Raw genomic sequence first — 19,384 nt, forward strand, 5'->3', positions numbered from 1 at the left:
AACAGATTTATTTTTCGTCTTTGTGCTGATTGATGAGTTTCATGATCTCGTCCAAATCCTTTGTTTTCAGATCATTGTCTTTTACAAAAAACGAAACAAGGTTAGGTAGTGAATTGTCGAAATAATTGACCATTAACTGCTTCATTTCGTGCCGCTTATATTCCTCCTCGCTGATCAGCGGAAAGTATTCGTGCGTTTTTCCGTAAGCGTTGTAGCCTACCACCTCTTTTTTTTCAAGAATGCGGATGATCGTCGAAACCGTGTTGTATGCCGGCTTAGGTTCAGGCATTTCGGCCAGTATATCTTTGACAAATCCTTTTTTTAATTGCCAAAGAATCCGCATTACCTCTTCCTCAGCGCGTGTCAATGTGCGTACTTCCATGATATTGATATTGTATTGAAAAAGTTAATTAACTGATAATTCAAATGTAGGACTATTTATTTAGTTTCAAAACTATTTTATTAGTTATTTAAGAATTCTCACTTGTTTTTATATTTAAACGAGGCTGGCATAGTATTAGCGAACCTGCTTTCTGTCTCTCTTTCTATCCAAATATGGCTGAACTGATCACGATCAAGGTAAACGGCAAAGTGCATAAAATCGAAGCGGATCCAGAAATGCCTTTGCTTTATCTGCTGCGAAACGATTTGCAGCTGAACGGACCGAAATACGGTTGCGGGATCGAGCGTTGCGGCAGTTGTATGGTGCTTTTAAACGGAAAGTCACAACCTTCCTGCGTGATACCCGCCGCTTCGGCCGCGGTTTACGAGGTCACCACATTGGACGGGCTCGCCAAAAACGGAAGGCTGGATCCTGTTCAGGAAGCATTTATAGAAGAGCAGGCTGCGCAATGCGGCTATTGCATGAACGGCATGATCATGTCCGCCAAATCATTACTCGCCGAAAACAAAAATCCTTCCGACGAACAGATTCGCCAGGCGCTCAACCGGGTACTATGTCGCTGCGGCACACATACCCGGATTATCAGTGCGGTAAAAAAGGCAGCGGCTAAAATGAAAAATTCATGAAAGATCAGTCGCATTTCAGCTCCGACAGGCGCTCGTTCCTCAAAAGCTCCGGGCATTTGGTGATCGGTTTTCAGCTTTTTCCTGCATTAGCTGCTATTACCGGGTTTGAGGATAAATCCGCATGCGAAACACAGCCGGTTGCGGACGGGCAAACGATCGATGCCTGGATCCGCTTCGATGCGGACGGGAAGCTGTCGGTTATTACTGGCAAAATGGAGCTCGGCCAGGGAATTCGCACGGCGCTGATGCAAATGGCGGCCGAAGAACTGGATGTCCCGATGAATCGGGTTAAAATTATCATCGCCGACACCGGCCAGACGCAGGACGAACGCTATACCGCCGGCAGCGGCTCCATCGAAGGCAGCGGCCGCGCGATCCGGAATGCAGCTGCCGAAGCCAGGCAATATCTATTAAATCTGGCTGCGGAAAAGCTGCAAACGGATGTTGCAAACCTGTCGGTCAAAGAAGGAGTGGTAATGTCTTCCAAAAGTAAGAACACGGTCACTTACCAGGAATTAGTGGCGGGTAAACGCCTCGAAGTAGAAGTAACCGGAAAGGCGCCGCTGAAAGAACCTGCCTCTTACCGACTGGTGGGTAAAGCGATTCCCCGCGATGATATTGCACAAATGGCCGCAGCCGAAGCATATTACATTCAGGATATGCGGTTACCCGGGATGGTGCACGCCCGCATTTTACGGCCGCCTGTATACGATTCTAAACTTGTTTCTATACAAAAAGAACAGATCGCAAAAGTACCTGGGGTGCTGAAACTGGTGGTGAACGGTAACTTCGTGGCCGTGATCGCAGACAAGGAATATGCTGCTGTAAAAGCTTTGGAAATATTAAAAACCAATGCAAAATGGGATTCCAAGCCACTCGCTGTTTTACCTCAAAATTTATATAACAATATGCTGGAAACTGCCTCTGCGCCCAAAGTAGTCGAGGAGAGCGGCGGCAGTGTACCAGCGAAGGACTTTACGCACGAAGCGGTATATAAAAAACCGTATCAAATGCACGGATCGATTGGTCCGTCGTGCGCGATCGGCCTCTGGAAGAACGACCTGCTTACTGTCTGGTCGCATAGCCAGGGCGTTTACCCGCTGCGGAAAACGATTTCTGATCTGCTGCAAATGCCGGAAAACAAGATCAGGGTAATCGGTGTGCCGGGTGCAGGTTGCTACGGTCACAATGGCGCCGACGATGCGGGCGGCGACGCGGCCTTGCTTGCAATGGGAATGCCAGGTAAGCCCGTGCGCGTACAATGGATGCGGGAAGACGAGCATAAATGGGAGCCTTATGGTTCTGCAATGGTATTAAGTGTAAAAGGGCGGATCGGCGCGGCTGCTAAAATCGATGCCTGGAATACTGAGATTTGTTCGGATACGCACAGCTCGCGGCCGGGCGGCAATGCGGGTCACTTGCTTGCAGGAAGACATATTGCCAAACCGTTTACCTTCAAATCGGGCGGTTTTTCGGGAGGCAGCCACCGGAATTCGGTGCCGCTTTATGATTTTTCTGCCAAGAAAATCAGCCTGCGCGACTTCTACGGACCATTGCGGAGTTCTGCTTTAAGGAGTCTGGGCGCGTACGGGAATATCTTCGCGCTGGAATCTTTCATGGACGAGCTTGCATGGAAAGCGGGCGAGGATCCGGTCGCTTTCAGATTGACGCATTTAAAAGATGAACGCGCGCGGCAGGTGATCACGACCATGGTTGAGAAAGCAGGCTGGGGGCAGGGAAGAGGAGAAGGTTTTGCTTTTGCCCAATATAAAAACAGCGCGGCGTACCTGGCCGTGAAAGCGGAAGTAAGTATTGACAAAGCAGCCAAAACATACCAGTTGACGAAATTAACCGCTGTGATCGATGCCGGTCAGGTGATCAATAGCGATGGGATCATAAACCAGACTTCCGGCGGAATGATCCAAGCGGCAAGTTGGACAATGCTGGAAGAAGTGAAGTTTGATAAAACGGGCGTCACCAGCACTACCTGGGAAACTTACCCGATCCTCCGTTTCGATCAGGTCCCGCATACGGAAGTTCATATAATCGACAGGCCGGGAGAAGAGCCGCTTGGTGCGGGCGAAGCGGCCCAGGGACCAACTGCCGCCGCGATTGCCAACGCGATTTTTCACGCTACCGGCAGCCGCCTGCGGGAACTGCCTTTGACACCTGATAAAATCGATTGGGAAAAGATCAGCTAACTACCTCAGGGGCTGCATTCCGGCTCACATTTAGGTGGCGGCTGATCACCCGGATCAGTTCTTCTGCACGGAAAGGTTTGGTAACAAAGCTCGCAAATTTCACCCCGTCAATTTCCGGCGCTTTTTCGGCAAAAGTATCTGCGGTAAAAGCGATCACAGGTACGTGCGCGTGTTGAGGATAATTGGCGCGAATAGCTTTCATCGCGGCAATTCCGTCCATCACAGGCATTTGAATATCCATTAAGATCAGATCAAATTCGCCGTCGTCCAGGTAGGAAAGGACTTCCTGTCCATTATTGCAAATGACAAAATAAGCTCCCCATCGCGTAAGCAGATGTTTGAGCAATATCTGATTGGCCAGAATATCCTCGGCAGCCAGGATGCGGTAACCTTTTAGAGAAACCTGCTCCGGCGCTACTACCCGCTGCGGTTCGATCGCATTTGCGACCTTACCAAAATTAAGGATCACGCTGAAAGTGGCGCCTTCGCCCAGTTTACTTTGGGCAGAGATCGTTCCGTTCATCAGTTCGGTAATTTTTCGGGTAATGCTCAGACCAAGACCGGTCCCGCCGAAATACCGGGTAGCGTCATTTTGATGCGCCTGCGAAAAACTGTCGAAAATATTACCGAGCTTATCTTCCGAAATGCCAATCCCTGAGTCTGTTACGTCAATTTTAATGTCGACACTATCACCCTTATCCTCATGCAGTTCCACCGAAACTTTCACAAATCCGCCTTCCTCCGTAAACTTGATCGCATTCCCGACCAGATTGATCAGAATCTGGTTCAGTCTGTATGCATCTCCCATTAATAATTTTGGCACATTGGGCCCGGCGCGAAAAGCGAGGTCGATCGATTTCTCCATCGCTCTCACCTCGAATGTCCTGACCAGGTATTCCAGTTTCTCTTTCAGGTCAAATTCAAAGTTTTCCAGCCCGAACTTACCTGCCTCGATTTTGGAGAAATCAAGAATATCATTCAGGATAACCATCAGATTATCAGCCGAATATTTGATCATTTTAAGGTATTGCCTGTCTTGTTCAGGGAAATTGCTGCTCAGCAGGAGCTCTGTAAATCCAATGATACCATTCATTGGCGTACGGATCTCGTGGCTCATTGTCGACAGAAAATCCGACTTGATCCGCGTAGCTTCTTCGGCATCTTTCTTGGCTTGTAACAGCTCTTTTTCCACCAGCTTCCGGGCGGTAATATCAATCGCGGTACCCAGCACTTCCTGTACACTTCCTTTTTCGTTGCGCTTGAAAGGTACTTCTCTCGTAATGATCCAGACCTCGGACCCGTCACGGTGTTTTAGCCTGAACTCCTTTTCGATCACATCCGAATCCTTTACCCAATGCCGCATATAATGGTAGTGCCGGCGAAATGTGAGCTGATCCTGGTCATTGATAATTTTGGTCAACCCACTAATGCTGTCGGATATATTATCCTCCTCTGAATATCCTAATATTTTGGATATCTGTTTGTTATGAAAAATGTTGGTCCAGTTCTCAATATCGATCACGTAGATGATATTGGGAGACAGCAATGCTATTTTATTAATAAATTCCTCTTTTTCGGCAAGTTCGCGATGAGCCCGCTTGCGTCCTTCTTCCGCTTCCCGCATCCTGCTCATTGTATGGAATGTTTTCGCCAGTTTATCGGCATTAATCTCCGACTTGGGGAAATAGTCCATTGCTCCGGCCTTCATCATTTCCACGGCAATACGTTCGTCACCCTGTGAGGTAAGTACGATCACCGGGAGATTAGGCGCCACTTTCTTGATCTTCTTCAATAATTCGAGACCGTTCGTTTTCGGCAGCTGGTAATCCAGGAAAATGCAGGTAGGAAACCAGGTTTCCAGCACTTGCAATGCATCTTCGGCGTACTTCGAGATCTTTATTTCTCCGATCTGTACCTGTGACTTTTGAACGGCGCGCGTAAAGTGCATTGCGTCGATATCGTCGTCTTCAACTAACAGGATGTCAAGAGTAGTCATAACAGGCTTTTGTAACGCTGAGTGATGTTATTCCGGAAATTCACAAAGGGTCCAGTAACTATTCAGCGTCGATACAGCGGCGATGAAACGGTCCATTGAGAGTGGTTTTAGTATATATCCGGCAACGTTGAGGTTAAATGCATCGATCTTGTCACTATCCTCATTGGAGGTGGTCATGACAAAAACAGATAGCGAGCTCAGTTCCGGATCCTGCCTTATTTCCTTTAAAAATTCGATCCCGCCCATTCTGGGCATATTCAGATCCAGCAATACAATCTTCGGTTTCGGAAGTTCTTTACCGTTGCGCAGGGCTTCAAGCGCGTCGATTCCGTTGGAAGCCACGATCAGCGGGTTCGAGATATTGTTTTTCTTAAATGCTCTCCTGACATTCATGACATCAACCTCATCGTCTTCGACCAGCAGGATTGTCATTGGTATTAGCGTGGAAATAGACATTTTTGGTTGCTTGGATTATAGAAAAGGGTTGTTTCTAAGTGACATATCTGTGGTTTTGAGGTCGGTTTTAGGCCAGGTAAAAAAGAATCTGGTACCCTCGCCCATATTGGATTCAATCCTGATCACACCTCCTTTTTCATCCAGGATCTTCTTCACGATCGCCAGTCCCACACCGGTACTTTCTACCTCGTCACGGGCCTGCAATGTTTGAAAAATCACAAATATCCGTTCGTGAAACTCCTGACTGATACCCGGCCCGTTATCGCCTACGCAGAACTCAAAAAGTGAATCCTGCTCCTGCCATCCGATCGTAATTTCGGCTTCCGGCTTGTCATTGTATTTGATTCCGTTGGAAATCAGGTTTTGCAGGATTTGCGTCAGCGTAATCTTTTCAGTTTCAAGTTCAAGGTCAGGATCTCCGTTCAGTAGGAAGCGAACAGGGTTTTTGCTTTTGAAAGTTTCCGAAAGATCATCTACCAGCGTTTTCATCAAAAATTTCTCTTTCACCGTCTTGATCCGCCCCGCCCTTGAATAGGATAGGATACCGTTGATAAGACTTTCCATCCGGTGTACGCGCCCGCGCAGCAGCCTGAACTGATCTTCGGTTTCACCTTCCAGCAAATGGCTGATATCTTCCTCAATCCACTCAGAAAGGTTATTGATCGCCCGCAAAGGCGCTTTCAGATCGTGACTGACCACGTATGCAAATTGGTCCAGCTCTGCATTGATCCTTTCCAGATCGCGCATATAGGATTTCAACTTCCGTTCGGAACTTACTTTTTCGGTCACATCGGAGAATGCACCGATATACCCGATCAGCTCGTCACCCGCATATTGTTTGCTCAACGATCCGCCTATCCACAGCTCCTTTCCCGTCGTCGTAAATAGCTTGATCGTAGCTTCCACCACAGACACTTCCGAGTTGAGCAGCTCCGCGATCGGGTCCGAAGAATGGGTAAAAAAGTCTTTCCAGTTCCGGTTCAGCGTGTCGCTTACCTGATAGCCGGTAGTCAATTCCCATGCATTATTCAGATAAATGATATTCCCGTCACAGCCTAGCTGGATTAATATCTCCGAAATACTGCTCACTACCTGTTCCAGTCGCTTGCTGGTCAATGCAGCTTCTTCGGTTTTTTCCTGAGCGATCCGGCTCAGCTCGCGATTTGCCTTGAACAGCTCGCCGGAACTCTGTTCGAGGATCAGTTCTACTCTGGCCAGGTCGTCCTGGTATTCAGTATAAGCTAAATGCACCGACATCAGGAAGTCTTGTAGATCAGGATGTTCGGCCAGATCTGGCGGTAAAGACTTGCGGATCTGCCTTTTGAGTAGCCGGTGGTAATTGGTTTCTAAAATTTCTAGCGCAGGCATTTTACGTTTCCCGGAAGGTAGTAATGGTCATGGTTTGGTTGTGCAGCTCACACAAGGAGTTACGGTTAAAAGGTGCCAGCTCTCCGTACGAATAAAATCCTGTCATCACCGGCGCTGAGAGTACATTGGATACGCATTCGACCTCTTCTTCCACCATTTGCTTCAATACCAGCTTTCGGCCAACGCAACTCACCAGAATCGCAAAATCGGGTGCATTTTCGAGACCTTCGGACGCAGCGTGTGCAGCTTCTTCGGCGCCTGTAATGAGGCGGTCATTATTTGCTTTCATTAACTTCACAAAGGAGCCTTCAGGAATATCGCCGGCAAATGTAAGGCTCTTTTCTTCTTCGTTAATCCCCAGAATCGTTCTCACGACAGGCGCCCGGTCTTCACTATCCCGCATACTCAGCGGAAACAGTAGTCCCGACGCAGGAAGATCTTTGGCCTTATCACCTAAAAATGATTTATACAGGTCGAGTGCAGGCTGTGCGTCAATTTCATAAAGTATATTCCCTTTCGATTTAGTAACCAGCCGGTCCAGACCGAAACTATCCCAGCCGCCTCTTGATCCGAAACTGACAGATAAGCTTTCACTATAAAAACCAATTGCTGCAACGCTATGAGCGGCAATAGTCCCGTCGGGTTCCACAATTACTGTCTTGACAAATTGGGGTCCGTCACCCGCAAGCCCGCCAGTCAATGCCACTTCTGAAGGTAAATTCTCCGCCATTCCTTTCACCAGGTCGGTACCATTCACTTTTAAACCATCTGATAATACAAAAACGTGCCTAAGGTTTTCCCTGGGCAAGCGCGATACCAGCTGTTTTCCGGCTTCCATGCTGGCGAACTGAACATGGTCTAATTTCACCAGCGAGCTTTTAATAGCTGTTTTATAAAATTTAAGGGCTGTTATAACGATGGAATTGTCTTTTACAGAGACGTTTGCGATTTCACCCGCAGTAGAGCAACCAGAAAAAATCGCGCCGGGATATTCGGCAGTCAGCTTTTGTGTGAGATTACTTGTTTCGAGCAGTTCGCGGTTGCCAAAAACAAAGAATAACTGAGGTGTGAAACTGAATGAAAGAGAGGAGGAAATATCATTATAAACAACCTGTTCAATTTGCATGAGGTGGATTTCTGATCGGGCTTATAAGTCGGATTAACAATTTACAGAAAAGTTTTGATACTCGAATTAATATTAGCCTTATCCCCGTGAAACTCCGGCAATTACAGTTCAGGTAATGGAAGGAAACGATATCCCTTTGATCTTCCGAAAAAGTTCGACTGCGTACAAATCCGTCATTCCGGAAACGAAATCGAGCACAGTCTGGATCTTCGAATAGGGATCGGTTCGGGAGGTGATGAATTGCTTGGGAATCAGCTCTACCAGTTTTTTAGTGTAATGTGAATTGTTGTTCAGATAAGCGGGTACAAATTCTTCTAGCAATCCTCCAATTACTTTGTAACCAGCGACTTCGATCTGTACCACGGACGAATAGTTGTAAATTTTACTAACAGAAATGCGCCCGATCTCCTTCATCGCTGAGCGGTACGGTTCCTCAATCCCGTCGATCAGGCTTCGATTGAAATTGCCGTCGAGGATTGTCTGCTGCTCATTGTAAAATAATTCGGAGCATTCGCGGATGAGCGTACTGATCGACTTAGCTCTTAAAAGACTGATTTTCGCATCATCATCGTCTATTTCCTGCAACCGGGCGGGCATTTTTGGATCGTTGCAGAGTTGCAGGAGCAGCGTTTCCACTTCCTGGTAAGAGAGGATTTTCAACCGATGCGCATCTTCAAGGTCAATCACATTATAGCAAATATCATCGGCCGCTTCAACGAGGTAAACGAGCGGGTGGCGCCGGTACACGAGTGGCGAATCGGATTCTTTTTGTAATTCTAATTCATCCGCAATCTTTTGAAATCCAGCTTGTTCAGACTGGAAGAAGCCGTATTTTTTTGTGTAGATGTTCGCCTTATTATGTCCGGCAATTGCCTCGCACGGATACTTGGCGATCGCAGCCAGCGTGGAATAGGTGAGCGCGAAACTTCCGTAACCCTTACCTGCATACGGATGTGTCAGGATCCGGAACGCATTTGCGTTTCCCTCAAAATGAGTAAGATCAGCCCACTGCGCCGCGGTTACCTGCGACTCGTATTTTTGTCCGTCGTTATCTGTAAAATAATGGGAGATCGCCGCCTCGCCGGAGTGCCCGAATGCCGGGTTACCGAGATCGTGCGCCAGACAAGCAGCGGAAACGATATTCCCGATTTCACTTATCAGAGGCAATTTGATATCTATATCCTGATCGTCGGCGCGGAGTTTATTGTAAAATATCCTTCCTAAAGATTTACCGACACTTGCGACTTCGAGGCTGTGCGTGAGCCGGTTATGGACAAAAACACTTCCTGGCAGCGGGAATACCTGCGTTTTATTTTGAAGTCTGCGGAATGGAGAGGAAAAAATGAGGCGGTCGTAATCGCGCTGGAATTCCGATCTGGCCTCAGCAGGATCTGCATTGTATTTGTCTTCGCTTCCCCAGCGTTTGGCCGAGAGCAATTTTTCCCAATTCATCATTTGCTGTCTTTAAATGGCAAATCTAATCGGTTTCGCCTCGCATTGGTAGTTTCCTGCCGGCTAATCCTTTTCATTTTCGGGGAAATACTCAAATCAAATCTCAAAAGTGACTGCTTATGAAAAGGATAGGGTTCAAGGCTGGTCTGTGTATATTGTTTTTCGTCGCAGGAATTGCGGCTTCCAATGCAGATAATCCCGCTTCGCGGCTGGGCAAGGATGAAAAGCTCGCCAAAGAAATGGCGCTCGCCGTAAATGCATTCATCAAACTGCTGGATGCCAGCCAGCAGAAAGACGCGATATTGCCCTATTCCGATCCAATGCGGTTTGACTGGAATTTTACACCCCGCGACAGAAAAGGGATTTCTCTGAAACAAATGGATGCAGCGCAACGAAAAGCCGCAATGGCGCTGATCAAGGTGGTTTTAAGCCAGGAAGGATATAGTAAAGCCGAGCAGATCATCGACCTGGAAAATGTATTGCGGGTAGTAGAAACTCGCCCCGCCAACGATACCTACCGCGACCCTGAAAATTATGCGTTTCTCATATTCGGCAAGCCTGGCAACGATCCCTGGGGCTGGCGTGTGGAAGGCCACCACATGTCCCTCCATTTTTCATCGATCAATAACCACATTACCTATACGCCCAGCTTCATGGGCAGCAATCCGGGGAAAGTGCTCGCCGACGTACCTCAAAAAGGGAAAGTAATCCTGAAAGCCGAGCAGGAAACAGCATTCAAGTTTCTGAACAGCCTTGACAAATCTCAACAGGAAAAAGCTAGTCTGGGCGCAAAGGCACCGAACGAAATATTCACTTCAAACACCCGCAAAGCGTCTCTCGAAAAAATGGAAGGAATACCAATGCGGGATTTGAATGCTGCGCAGCAGGCGATTTTCAAGGACCTGATCATGGCTTATCTGCAACGCTATCACGTCACACTCAAAAGCCAGCAGTGGGCTGAACTTGAAAAGGCCGGCCTGGAAAATATCCACTTCGCATGGATGGGCGACCGCGAGCCGCTGATCGGTCCGGGCCACGGCCACTACTACCGCATCCACGCCCCTACGTTCCTGATCGAATTCGACAACACCCAAAACGGCGGCAACCACATTCATACAGTAGTAAGGGACCTGACGAATGATTTCGGGGAAGATATGTTGCGTGCGCATTATGAAAAGGGGCACCGGTGAAGAGACCCCTAAATCCTCTGTTGGGGACTTTTCCTATTTACCAAAGTTTGTATGGAAAATGCATTGCTCCCCTTCAGGGGCCGGGGGCACATGTACTCCCGCCCGATACCACCTCGCTTGTTACCCCTAAATCCCCTATTGGGGACTTGCGTTGGTGAGCAAGTGTAACGGGCTACCGCTTAACCCCTTCAGGGGCCGGGGGCAAATGCCCAACGGTCCCTACAAGTCACTAGTCCTTTTCCTCTAAATCAGGTATTAATACAAACCAATAGAAAGCTCGACTTAGCAACAGCTTTCACACACACATTATGATGCATTACGGAGCTTCGCCAATTTTATTTGCGCGAGCGAGGATACTTCGCAACAGCGAAACGAGAGCTGAAAAATTACTCTGGGAAAGATTATCTAATAAGCAACTGGGCGTTAAATTTCGAAGGCAGCACCCATTCCACCTGTATATTGTAGATTTTTATTGCCACGAAGCGAAACTTGTGATCGAAGTGGACGGAAGCATTCATTTGCTGGATGAGAACGTCGAATATGACCGGTTGAGATCTGAGCTGATCAACGATTTTGATGTTCAGGTGATTCGGTTTTCGAATGAAGATATATATTTCCGGATTGATGAAGTCATTTCCACAATCCAGGAAATTGTCGCCGGGAGTCAGTAAATTCGCAAATGCCCCAGCCGAGTCACCGCTACTTCATTATCAATAAGCCTCCTAATATGGTTTCCCAGTTCGTCAGCACGGACGAGGTGGGGTTACTGGGGGATCTGGATTTTGAGTTTCCGGACGGTACGCATGCAATAGGCAGACTGGATAGCCATTCCGAAGGTTTGCTGATTTTAACCACCAATAAAAAGGTTACTAATCTCCTTTTCATGGGTGAAGTCCCGCATAAGCGCACCTATTGGGTCAATGTGGGACATCATGTGAGCGAGCAGACTTTGCAGTTGCTCCGCACCGGCATCGGAATAAGGGTCAAAGGCGGAGTGGAGTATATTACCAATCCCTGTGAGGTAGAGATTATCCCCAGACCTGCTATTTTAACCAAACACAAAAATGAAACCTACGAAAACATCCCCAATACCTGGCTGGAAATGACCCTGACAGAAGGAAAATTTCACCAGATTCGCAAAATGGTACGCGTAGCCGGGCACCGGTGCAAGCGGCTGGTCCGCGTTAGTATCGAGGCGCTGGAACTCGGCGACCTGCCGCCGGGTGGGGTCAGGGAAATAGACGAAACGGAATTTTTCAGGTTATTAAAAATAAAAAACTGGCAATCATGAATCTCATTGGGAATATTATCTGGCTCGTCTTTGGCGGTTTTCTGGTTTTCCTCGAATATATGGTTGCGGGCTTAATACTCTGCATTACAATCATTGGAATTCCATTTGGCATCCAGTGTTTCAAGATCGGTATGCTCGCGCTTTTCCCATTCGGGCAGCAAGTGCGCGATGTTCTAGGCAATACAGGCTGCTTGTCCACTGTTTTCAATGTGATCTGGCTCGTGATCGGCGGGATATGGATCGCGCTCACCCACCTGGTCTTTGGAATAATTCTTGCCATTACCATTATCGGACTTCCTTTCGCAAAACAGCATTTCAAACTAATGACGCTGTCTTTGACCCCTTTCGGGAAGGAGATTTATTAATCCGAACCAAATTAACAGGCATGAAAGCAGCCGTTATCACACAATCCGGCGCACCGGAAGTATTGCAGATCCGCGAGCGCGAAGTGCCGAAACCCAAAGCAACCGAGGTATTAATCAAAGTTTACGCCGCGGGTGTAAACCGGCCTGACGTCATGCAGCGGCAGGGCAAATATCCCCCACCAGCAGGCGCTTCGGAAGATATTCCCGGACTGGAAGTAGCTGGTGAAATTGTGGAAACGGGCAGTGAAGTAACTGGCTGGAAGCCGGGCGACAAAGTTTGCGCATTGCTTTCCGGCGGCGGTTATGCCGAATATGCGGTCGCTCAGGCGGGGCATTGTCTTCCGGTACCTTCTAATTATACCTACGCACAGGCTGCATCTTTGCCCGAGACTGTTTTTACAGTCTGGCATAATGTATTCCAGCGCGGGCAACTCAAAGCGGGTGAAAATTTCCTTGTGCACGGTGGCAGCAGCGGAATCGGTATCACTGCGATTCAGCTTGCAAAAGCAATGGGGGCAGGGAAGGTTTTTGCCACAGCCGGTACTGCGGAGAAATGCGAAGCCTGTATTGCACTGGGAGCTGATATTTGCATTAACTATAAAGAAATGGATTTCGAAAGTGTCCTGAAAGACGAAGGTGTCGATGTGATCCTCGATATGGTCGGCGGTGATTATATTCCCAAGAATATCCGCCTGCTGAATACCGATGGTCGCCTGGTTTTTATCAATACAATGAGGGGTAGTAAGGTAAAATCAGAGGAAGATCAGGTAGATTTTGGGCTGATCATGCGAAAGCGGCTGACCGTCACAGGCAGTACTTTACGGAATCGGGAGGTTGAATTTAAAACAAAGCTTACTCAAGAAATCCGCGAACAGGTTTGGCCGGTGCTGGAAAAGGGCTTGTTCAAACCGGTGCTATTCAAAGAATTTCTATTAAATGAGGCTGCATTGGCGCACGCATTAATGGAAAGCAGCGAGCATATCGGGAAGATTATTCTAGTCAATAACTGAGATTCGTTATCTGTCCCGCGTTGCTAATTTTTTGTTTAAAATCGCAGAAATTTCGTCAGCTTGCTCAAATACCGTTAAATGCCCGCCGCCTGCAATCACTGTATCCGGTGTTACCAGATTTACCGGGATCAGCCGGTCACTATCGCCGTGAATATGATAAAGATTTTCAGCCCGCTGCTTTTTCTCCCAACTTCCTGTTCGCACGAGTGCCCATTTTAGAAATTTAGTGTCGGTATCGTGCAAAATAGCCTTCAAAAGTGATTTTGACTCCGGTGTATTTGCTCCAAAATACTTGTATGTAGTTTTATTGGCTGATTTCAAGACTGGCCCGGCAAATGGGGATGCCAGTAAAAACCGGGTTAATCCGCGATAAAATCCTGAAACCGGAATGCCGGTAGAAGTGCTCGAAATGATGATAATCTGCTCTGGCTTTGCAATTTCCGAGATCTCCGACGCGATCATCCCTCCAAAAGAAACCCCAACCAGCTGAAACGGTTTCGTGGTATCGATCTGCGAGATAATCCTGCCAGCATAATGTGCCAGCGTTTCTTTTTTTAAAGGCTTAACCCACTCAATATGGTGCACGGAAATGTCATCGTCAAGTTTCAGATTACTGAAAACACGCTTGTCGGCGCCGAGGCCGCTGAGGAAGTAGACATTCATTTTAGAAGAATCAACAGGAACGGAGGGTTTTTCCCGGGCAAATGCATATTGACCCGAAAAAAGCGAGAAAAACGTTAAAACAAAAAGCGCAGTCCGTTTGTAAGAAAGCATAATTTTAAAAAGTAGCTTCTCAATATACGAACTGCGCCCAATTAACGATTCCCTACTTCGCGAGATTAAATCTGATTCCGCCCAGCAACCAGCGACCCGGCATTTTCGAGCCTAGCAAATCACTGTATTCTTTGTCAAATGTATTATCAGCCTGCACATAAACGGCGAGCATTTTACCGAGAATCGCATATTCAGCTCTCGCATTCAGCACAAAATAGCTTTTCGTGATTGCAGCCTCAATCGCCGCCGCTTCCCGCGCCGCTCTTTGTTTGTATAAACCATTCAGGCTGAGGGAGAAATTATTAACCTGATAAATAGCAGAAAAATTGGTGAGGAATTTGGCGTGGGACGACACATAAAACGAGGGTACCTGGTTACTGTTTTTACTATCAAGCCACGTGAATCCGGCATTGAAAAGCAGCTTCTGGTTAGTACTGATCGTATTTGCAGACTGGATATCCAACTCAAATCCGGTGGTATTGACCTCGGCAATATTCAGCGCCAGACCAAAATTTCCGGTCGGCGAAAGGTTATCCTTTCTCGGCATTTGCGCATAAGGCGTGGTCACGTAATCGATCAGATCGTTTTGTAATCTTTGGAAAAATGTAGCTGAGAATTTGAACTGAGAGGCATTATTTGCAGTCAGAAACCAGTCTGCGCCAGCTTCGTAACTGAACGACCGCTCGGCTTTCAGATCAGGGTTACCTACGTTTCCGCCTGCGACGAGGGTTTTATTATAGTTGTTAAAACGTTCGGTAAAATCTGCGTCGCGGATCGTTTTGCCCGCACTTCCGCGAAGCTGCCAGCTGTCTTTTTTGTAGGATAATGTAATTTGAGGAACTGCTTCCGTACCGATACTTTGCCGCCAGTCAATTCGAATAGAAAGAGTTACTGTAAAATTTTCGCCAAAACGCTGAACAAGCGAAACGAAAGGAGCCAGCTGGTGAAGTGAATGATCGCCGCGGTCGTTGGAAGCGATATTTTTGTTCTGATAATTCAAACCGGCGATCAGACTGGTGGCTGGCGTAAATTCCTGCTGCAAAGTCGCCAATCCCTGCCAAAGCTGTGATTTGCTGTTATTGGCTATTGAATGCGGATTAAACAGATAAGTATCTTCCACAAATTTGTAGCCTGCATCGAAGGAAAATGCAGTTTTGTTCTTTTTATAACCCACCCGAAGCTGGTTCCACGACGATCTGACTTTTTCGCTTGCGGTATCTGATTTTAATACGGTGTAAAAATTCTGCGCAGCAAAATCACGGTGATCGTACGAACTGCGCACTGCCACATTCCACGCATCCGAGAGCTGGTAATTCAGGGAAAGCGACGCGGTATTATTGTGAAAATAGCCTTTAATACCCCGCTGCTGCACGCCGGTGGCATTATTAGTAAGCAACCCGCCAGATATTGCTAATCTGCTTTTTTGATAAAACCCCCCAACATTCGCATTCAAAAGTCCATATTGACCGGCTGAAACGCCTGCGCTGATATTCGTTTTTGAAGAAGCACTTTCAGCTTGTTCACCATTTAACCGGGCTGCGAAGGTTTTGGAAATCACGTGAATCACCCCGCCCACGGCATCTGAACCATAAATCGCCGAAGAGGCACCTTTTAAGACCTCGATCCGCTCAATTTCAGCTGGGGAAATGGGGATGTAACTATTAAAATGTCCGGTATTAGGATCGTTTAAGCGAATTCCGTCCAGGATCACCAGCACTTGTTGAAAAGTACCGCCGCGCAGCACAATATCACTCTGCGAGCCCATCGGTCCACGCGCCTGAATCTCCACGCCCGGTACATACCTGAGCAGATCGTCGATACTATGCACCGGAAGGTTTTGAAAATTCTCCCCCTTGATCACCGCAATATTCCGCCCAGTCTCCGAAGCCCGCTTTTCAACAATAGAAGAAGTAACAGTCACCGGATCCAAAGAAATGTCCTGCGCGAATAAAGAAGTTGAGAGCAACGTGAGGGCGCAGATTGTAATAGAGATTTTCATTTGTTTTTTGCTTTTAGCTATTGGCAATTAGCCGTTAGCTTTTTATTGAGTACATTTTTACGAAATCCAGTTTCACTAACAGCTAACAGCTAATCCCTCCAAAACTACTACCTTGCCGGACCGTCTAAATGCTCCGGTTTTGATCTAATGAATAGTCCGGTTGAAATTCCATTTAAAAATATCATTCTGCTCGACAGGCTTTCCGGTACGCCGGTTTATCTGCAAGTGGCTCATAAACTGATCAATGCGATCCAGCGGGGGGTGCTGGCAAATGGCGCCAAACTTCCCGGAACCCGCTCGCTGGCCGAAATTCTGGAAGTGCACCGGAAGACCGTTGTGGCCGCCTACCAGGAGCTCGACGCCCAGGGCTGGATCGAAATGCGGCCGAATAAGGGTACCTATGTGACGTATTCATCAGAAAACAGGTACCCGGGGCTGAAAAATTTCCGGGCGGAAGATCTGGTTAGTTACCCCCGCGAAACCGGTTTTGCATTTGAAAAAAGCATGCTGCTCGATCGTCCTGTTTCTGTTTCAAATGTGGATCTTGAATTTACAGACGGGCTGCCCGACGTGAGACTGGCACCGATGGACAAACTGGCAAAAGCCTATTCAGGTGTTTTGAGAAGAAAAAATAACCGCAAATACCTGGGTTACTCGCACGCAGAAGGCAATATGTATTTTCGCGAAAAGCTTGCCGGATACCTCAACAATACCCGCGGGCTGCATATTAAAGCAGAAAATATCCTGACTACCCGGGGAGTTCAAATGGGTATTTACCTCGCCTCGCAGCTGTTGATCAACAAAGGAGATCGGGTTGTAGTGGCTGATCTGAGTTATTACACGGCCAATATGATTTTCCAAAAGGCCGGCGCACATATCCTTTCTATTCCGGTCGACGAGCAGGGAATATCGGTAGATGCATTGCGGAAGCTTTGTGAAACCACGCCGGTCCGCCTGCTCTATATTACGCCGCACCACCACTATCCCACCACCGTGACGCTCAGTGCCGAGCGGCGAATGGAGTTGCTGGGACTTTCGGTGAAATTTGGATTTATCATTCTGGAAGACGATCACGATTACGATTTCCACTATAATAGTAGTCCGGTGCTGCCGCTCGCAAGTGCCGATCGCGCTGGAATGGTGGTGTATGTAGGCTCATTTTGCAAGGCGCTGGCACCCGGGTTGCGCTCGGGTTACCTGGTTGCGCCCGCTGATCTGATCACTGAGCTGGGGAAGTTTAGGCGGATCATTGACCGGCAGGGGGATTTGATGATGGAGCAGGCACTGGGCGAATTGCTGGACGAAGGCGAAGTGCAGCGGCATATCAAGAAGGCGCAAAAAGTGTATCACCAGCGCCGCGACCTGCTGGAAACGCTGCTGAATGCCCATTTAAGCGATTATCTCACATTCAAATCTCCCCCCGGCGGACTGGCTTTCTGGACGGAGTGGCGGAAGGATATTAATCTGATGCGCGTCAGCAAGGCTTGTCTGAAACGAAACCTGCATTTGCCGCAAACCTTACTTTTTCAAACGGGAAAGTTAAGTGCGGTGCGCCTCGGTTTCGGAAATATGAATGAGGATGAAATGCGGGAAGCGATCCTGATTCTGAGTGAAGTAGTGGCGCAGGAAAGCTGAGTTGGAATCCTGAATTATTCAATTAATTTGTGATAAATTCATAAACCTGCCACGCAACTTCCCCGGTATGAAGAAGAGAACATTTATTAAATTATCATCTGCATTCATGACAGCTCCATTATTCTCTCCGCTAACCGGTTGGGCCGCAAACGGTCGGGCCGCAAAAGAAAAGCTAAAAAACTGGGCGGGTAATCTCGAATATAGCACCGACAAGCTGGATTCAGCGAAATCGTTGCAGCAGGTGAAGGAAATAGTTGCCAAATATCCGAAGCTGAAAGTGCTCGGCACGCGGCATTGTTTCAATAATATCGCAGACACGAAAGACCAGTTTATATCTGTCGTTAATGCCGACGAGCAGATCGTTTTAGACGAAAAAAATAAGACAGTTACTGTGAATGCCGGACTGAAATATGGCCAGCTGAGCCCGGCTTTACATAAAAAAGGATTTGCATTGCATAACCTCGCCTCGCTGCCGCACATTTCCGTAGCCGGCGCCTGTGCGACTGCTACGCACGGTTCGGGGGAGAAAAATGGAAATATGTCGACGGCGGTTGCTGCGATGGAGTTGGTTACCGCGAGCGGGGAAGTAGTTCGGTTAAGCAGAAAAAACGATGGGGAGAAATTCAATGCGGCGGTTGTAAACCTGGGTGCATTGGGCGTGGTGACGCAGGTTACCCTCGATGTGCAGCCGACATTTATGATGGGACAATATGTGTACGAAAACCTGCCGCTTGACCAGTTAAAGGAGCATTTTGATGCGATTGAATCTGCCGGATATAGTGTCAGCCTTTTCACCAACTGGCAAAGTAACGCGATTCAGGAAGTGTGGGTAAAATTCAAGGTTGGAGATAATGCTTTCAAAGCAGAAAAGGAATTTTTCGGAGGAAAACTCGCTACTAAAAACCTGCATCCGATCCCGGAACTTTCAGCCGAAAACTGTACCGAGCAAATGGGCGTGCCGGGTCCCTGGTACGATCGGATGCCGCATTTCAAAATGGGTTTTACGCCCAGCAGCGGAAAAGAGTTGCAGTCGGAATATTTCGTGCCGCGCAAAAATGCCGTGGAAGCTATTATGGCGATTTCCAAACTGGGCAACCAGGTCGGCCCGCACCTTTTTACCTCCGAGATCCGGACTGTTGCGGCGGACAATTTGTGGCTCAGCCCGTGTTACAAGCAGGATTCGGTCGCTATTCACTTTACCTGGAAACAGGAATGGGCGGCTGTGAGCAAGCTTTTGCCTGTTATTGAACGCGAACTTGCCCCGTTCAATGTCCGGCCGCATTGGGGGAAACTTTTTACAATTTCGCCTGTACTTCTTGAAAAACGGTATGAGAAACTGGCTGATTTCAGAAAGCTGGCCAGGGAATACGATCCGAAGGGAAAATTCGTCAATGACTTCCTGAAGCTGAACGTGTTCGGTTGAAACTTTCCTCGAATACGATGTAGAAACTGGCACGAATAGCGCGGCGTTTGCGTTCTTCAGTGTAGACAT

At 47.8% G+C, this 19,384-nt stretch carries 17 protein-coding genes; 9 read left to right on the forward strand and 8 right to left on the reverse strand.

What is annotated here, in order from left to right:
- Window positions 1–7: 7 nt before the first annotated feature.
- The gene (locus tag LZG94_RS25335; RefSeq protein WP_215235952.1) at window positions 8–382 is read right to left on the reverse strand and encodes a BlaI/MecI/CopY family transcriptional regulator; all 375 of its coding nucleotides are present in this window, start codon (window positions 380–382) and stop codon (window positions 8–10) included.
- A gap of 173 nt (window positions 383–555) precedes the next feature.
- Here LZG94_RS25335 and LZG94_RS25340 point away from each other — a divergent pair, with 173 nt between their 5' ends.
- Together LZG94_RS25340 and LZG94_RS25345 are read left to right on the forward strand one after the other, a co-directional pair.
- Window positions 556–1,029: a (2Fe-2S)-binding protein gene (locus LZG94_RS25340; protein WP_233794456.1), complete on the forward strand. Its 474-nt coding sequence runs from the start codon at window positions 556–558 to the stop codon at window positions 1,027–1,029.
- Window positions 1,026–3,230: a molybdopterin cofactor-binding domain-containing protein gene (locus tag LZG94_RS25345; RefSeq protein ID WP_233794457.1), complete on the forward strand. Its 2,205-nt coding sequence runs from the start codon at window positions 1,026–1,028 to the stop codon at window positions 3,228–3,230. The genes LZG94_RS25340 and LZG94_RS25345 overlap by 4 nt, the downstream gene beginning before the upstream one ends.
- Here the strand turns inward: LZG94_RS25345 and LZG94_RS25350 are convergent.
- From LZG94_RS25350 to LZG94_RS25370, 5 genes are all read right to left on the reverse strand, one after another.
- Window positions 3,223–5,226, reverse strand: a complete 2,004-nt coding sequence (locus LZG94_RS25350) for a response regulator (RefSeq protein WP_233794458.1) — start codon at window positions 5,224–5,226, stop codon at window positions 3,223–3,225. The genes LZG94_RS25345 and LZG94_RS25350 overlap by 8 nt on opposite strands.
- A 27-nt stretch (window positions 5,227–5,253) precedes the next feature.
- Complete coding sequence (locus LZG94_RS25355; protein ID WP_233794459.1) at window positions 5,254–5,682, reverse strand: response regulator; 429 nt, start codon at window positions 5,680–5,682, stop codon at window positions 5,254–5,256.
- Between the two features lie 15 nt (window positions 5,683–5,697).
- Entirely contained in the window at window positions 5,698–7,050 is a 1,353-nt protein-coding gene (locus LZG94_RS25360; protein ID WP_233794460.1) for an ATP-binding protein, read from the reverse strand.
- 1 nt (window position 7,051) lies between these two features.
- Complete coding sequence (locus LZG94_RS25365; protein WP_233794461.1) at window positions 7,052–8,176, reverse strand: FIST signal transduction protein; 1,125 nt, start codon at window positions 8,174–8,176, stop codon at window positions 7,052–7,054.
- A gap of 108 nt (window positions 8,177–8,284) precedes the next feature.
- Window positions 8,285–9,631 carry a deoxyguanosinetriphosphate triphosphohydrolase gene (locus LZG94_RS25370; protein ID WP_233794462.1) on the reverse strand — a complete coding sequence of 449 codons (1,347 nt, stop codon included), beginning with the start codon at window positions 9,629–9,631 and terminating at the stop codon, window positions 8,285–8,287.
- Between the two features lie 116 nt (window positions 9,632–9,747).
- Between LZG94_RS25370 and LZG94_RS25375 the strand changes: the two genes are divergently transcribed.
- From LZG94_RS25375 to LZG94_RS25395, 5 genes are all read left to right on the forward strand, one after another.
- Window positions 9,748–10,818: a DUF3500 domain-containing protein gene (locus tag LZG94_RS25375; protein WP_233794463.1), complete on the forward strand. Its 1,071-nt coding sequence runs from the start codon at window positions 9,748–9,750 to the stop codon at window positions 10,816–10,818.
- Between the two features lie 308 nt (window positions 10,819–11,126).
- The gene (locus tag LZG94_RS25380) at window positions 11,127–11,489 is read left to right on the forward strand and encodes an endonuclease domain-containing protein (RefSeq protein ID WP_233794464.1); all 363 of its coding nucleotides are present in this window, start codon (window positions 11,127–11,129) and stop codon (window positions 11,487–11,489) included.
- Between the two features lie 8 nt (window positions 11,490–11,497).
- The gene (locus LZG94_RS25385) at window positions 11,498–12,109 is read left to right on the forward strand and encodes a pseudouridine synthase (RefSeq protein ID WP_233794465.1); all 612 of its coding nucleotides are present in this window, start codon (window positions 11,498–11,500) and stop codon (window positions 12,107–12,109) included.
- Window positions 12,106–12,474, forward strand: coding sequence for a YccF domain-containing protein (locus tag LZG94_RS25390; protein ID WP_233794466.1), 369 nt, complete (start codon window positions 12,106–12,108; stop codon window positions 12,472–12,474). Before LZG94_RS25385 ends, LZG94_RS25390 begins: the two co-directional genes overlap by 4 nt.
- A gap of 20 nt (window positions 12,475–12,494) precedes the next feature.
- On the forward strand, window positions 12,495–13,484 hold the full coding sequence (locus tag LZG94_RS25395; RefSeq protein WP_233794467.1) for an NAD(P)H-quinone oxidoreductase: 990 nt from the start codon (window positions 12,495–12,497) through the stop codon (window positions 13,482–13,484).
- Window positions 13,485–13,490: 6 nt separating this feature from the next.
- On the opposite strand, the gene LZG94_RS25400 is transcribed toward LZG94_RS25395, so the two are convergent.
- Both LZG94_RS25400 and LZG94_RS25405 read right to left on the reverse strand, forming a co-directional pair.
- Window positions 13,491–14,258 (reverse strand): alpha/beta fold hydrolase, encoded by a 768-nt coding sequence (locus LZG94_RS25400; RefSeq protein ID WP_233794468.1) that lies wholly within the window; start codon window positions 14,256–14,258, stop codon window positions 13,491–13,493.
- 52 nt (window positions 14,259–14,310) lie between these two features.
- Window positions 14,311–16,257, reverse strand: a complete 1,947-nt coding sequence (locus tag LZG94_RS25405; RefSeq protein WP_233794469.1) for a TonB-dependent siderophore receptor — start codon at window positions 16,255–16,257, stop codon at window positions 14,311–14,313.
- A gap of 147 nt (window positions 16,258–16,404) precedes the next feature.
- Here LZG94_RS25405 and LZG94_RS25410 point away from each other — a divergent pair, with 147 nt between their 5' ends.
- Together LZG94_RS25410 and LZG94_RS25415 are read left to right on the forward strand one after the other, a co-directional pair.
- Complete coding sequence (locus LZG94_RS25410) at window positions 16,405–17,892, forward strand: PLP-dependent aminotransferase family protein (RefSeq protein WP_233794470.1); 1,488 nt, start codon at window positions 16,405–16,407, stop codon at window positions 17,890–17,892.
- Window positions 17,893–17,959: 67 nt separating this feature from the next.
- Window positions 17,960–19,315: a D-arabinono-1,4-lactone oxidase gene (locus LZG94_RS25415; protein ID WP_233794471.1), complete on the forward strand. Its 1,356-nt coding sequence runs from the start codon at window positions 17,960–17,962 to the stop codon at window positions 19,313–19,315.
- The last annotated feature ends 69 nt before the right edge of the window (window positions 19,316–19,384 follow it).

The organism is Dyadobacter sp. CY343 (genome assembly GCF_021390335.1).
GTDB lineage: Bacteria > Bacteroidota > Bacteroidia > Cytophagales > Spirosomataceae > Dyadobacter.

Coding starts and splice junctions, on each gene's coding strand:
- LZG94_RS25335 (WP_215235952.1), bottom strand. CDS start 382: ATGGAAGTACGCACATTGACACGCGCTGAGGAAGAGGTAATGCGGATT.
- LZG94_RS25340 (WP_233794456.1), top strand. CDS start 556: ATGGCTGAACTGATCACGATCAAGGTAAACGGCAAAGTGCATAAAATC.
- LZG94_RS25345 (WP_233794457.1), top strand. CDS start 1,026: ATGAAAGATCAGTCGCATTTCAGCTCCGACAGGCGCTCGTTCCTCAAA.
- LZG94_RS25350 (WP_233794458.1), bottom strand. CDS start 5,226: ATGACTACTCTTGACATCCTGTTAGTTGAAGACGACGATATCGACGCA.
- LZG94_RS25355 (WP_233794459.1), bottom strand. CDS start 5,682: ATGTCTATTTCCACGCTAATACCAATGACAATCCTGCTGGTCGAAGAC.
- LZG94_RS25360 (WP_233794460.1), bottom strand. CDS start 7,050: ATGCCTGCGCTAGAAATTTTAGAAACCAATTACCACCGGCTACTCAAA.
- LZG94_RS25365 (WP_233794461.1), bottom strand. CDS start 8,176: ATGCAAATTGAACAGGTTGTTTATAATGATATTTCCTCCTCTCTTTCA.
- LZG94_RS25370 (WP_233794462.1), bottom strand. CDS start 9,631: ATGATGAATTGGGAAAAATTGCTCTCGGCCAAACGCTGGGGAAGCGAA.
- LZG94_RS25375 (WP_233794463.1), top strand. CDS start 9,748: ATGAAAAGGATAGGGTTCAAGGCTGGTCTGTGTATATTGTTTTTCGTC.
- LZG94_RS25380 (WP_233794464.1), top strand. CDS start 11,127: ATGATGCATTACGGAGCTTCGCCAATTTTATTTGCGCGAGCGAGGATA.
- LZG94_RS25385 (WP_233794465.1), top strand. CDS start 11,498: ATGCCCCAGCCGAGTCACCGCTACTTCATTATCAATAAGCCTCCTAAT.
- LZG94_RS25390 (WP_233794466.1), top strand. CDS start 12,106: ATGAATCTCATTGGGAATATTATCTGGCTCGTCTTTGGCGGTTTTCTG.
- LZG94_RS25395 (WP_233794467.1), top strand. CDS start 12,495: ATGAAAGCAGCCGTTATCACACAATCCGGCGCACCGGAAGTATTGCAG.
- LZG94_RS25400 (WP_233794468.1), bottom strand. CDS start 14,258: ATGCTTTCTTACAAACGGACTGCGCTTTTTGTTTTAACGTTTTTCTCG.
- LZG94_RS25405 (WP_233794469.1), bottom strand. CDS start 16,257: ATGAAAATCTCTATTACAATCTGCGCCCTCACGTTGCTCTCAACTTCT.
- LZG94_RS25410 (WP_233794470.1), top strand. CDS start 16,405: ATGAATAGTCCGGTTGAAATTCCATTTAAAAATATCATTCTGCTCGAC.
- LZG94_RS25415 (WP_233794471.1), top strand. CDS start 17,960: ATGAAGAAGAGAACATTTATTAAATTATCATCTGCATTCATGACAGCT.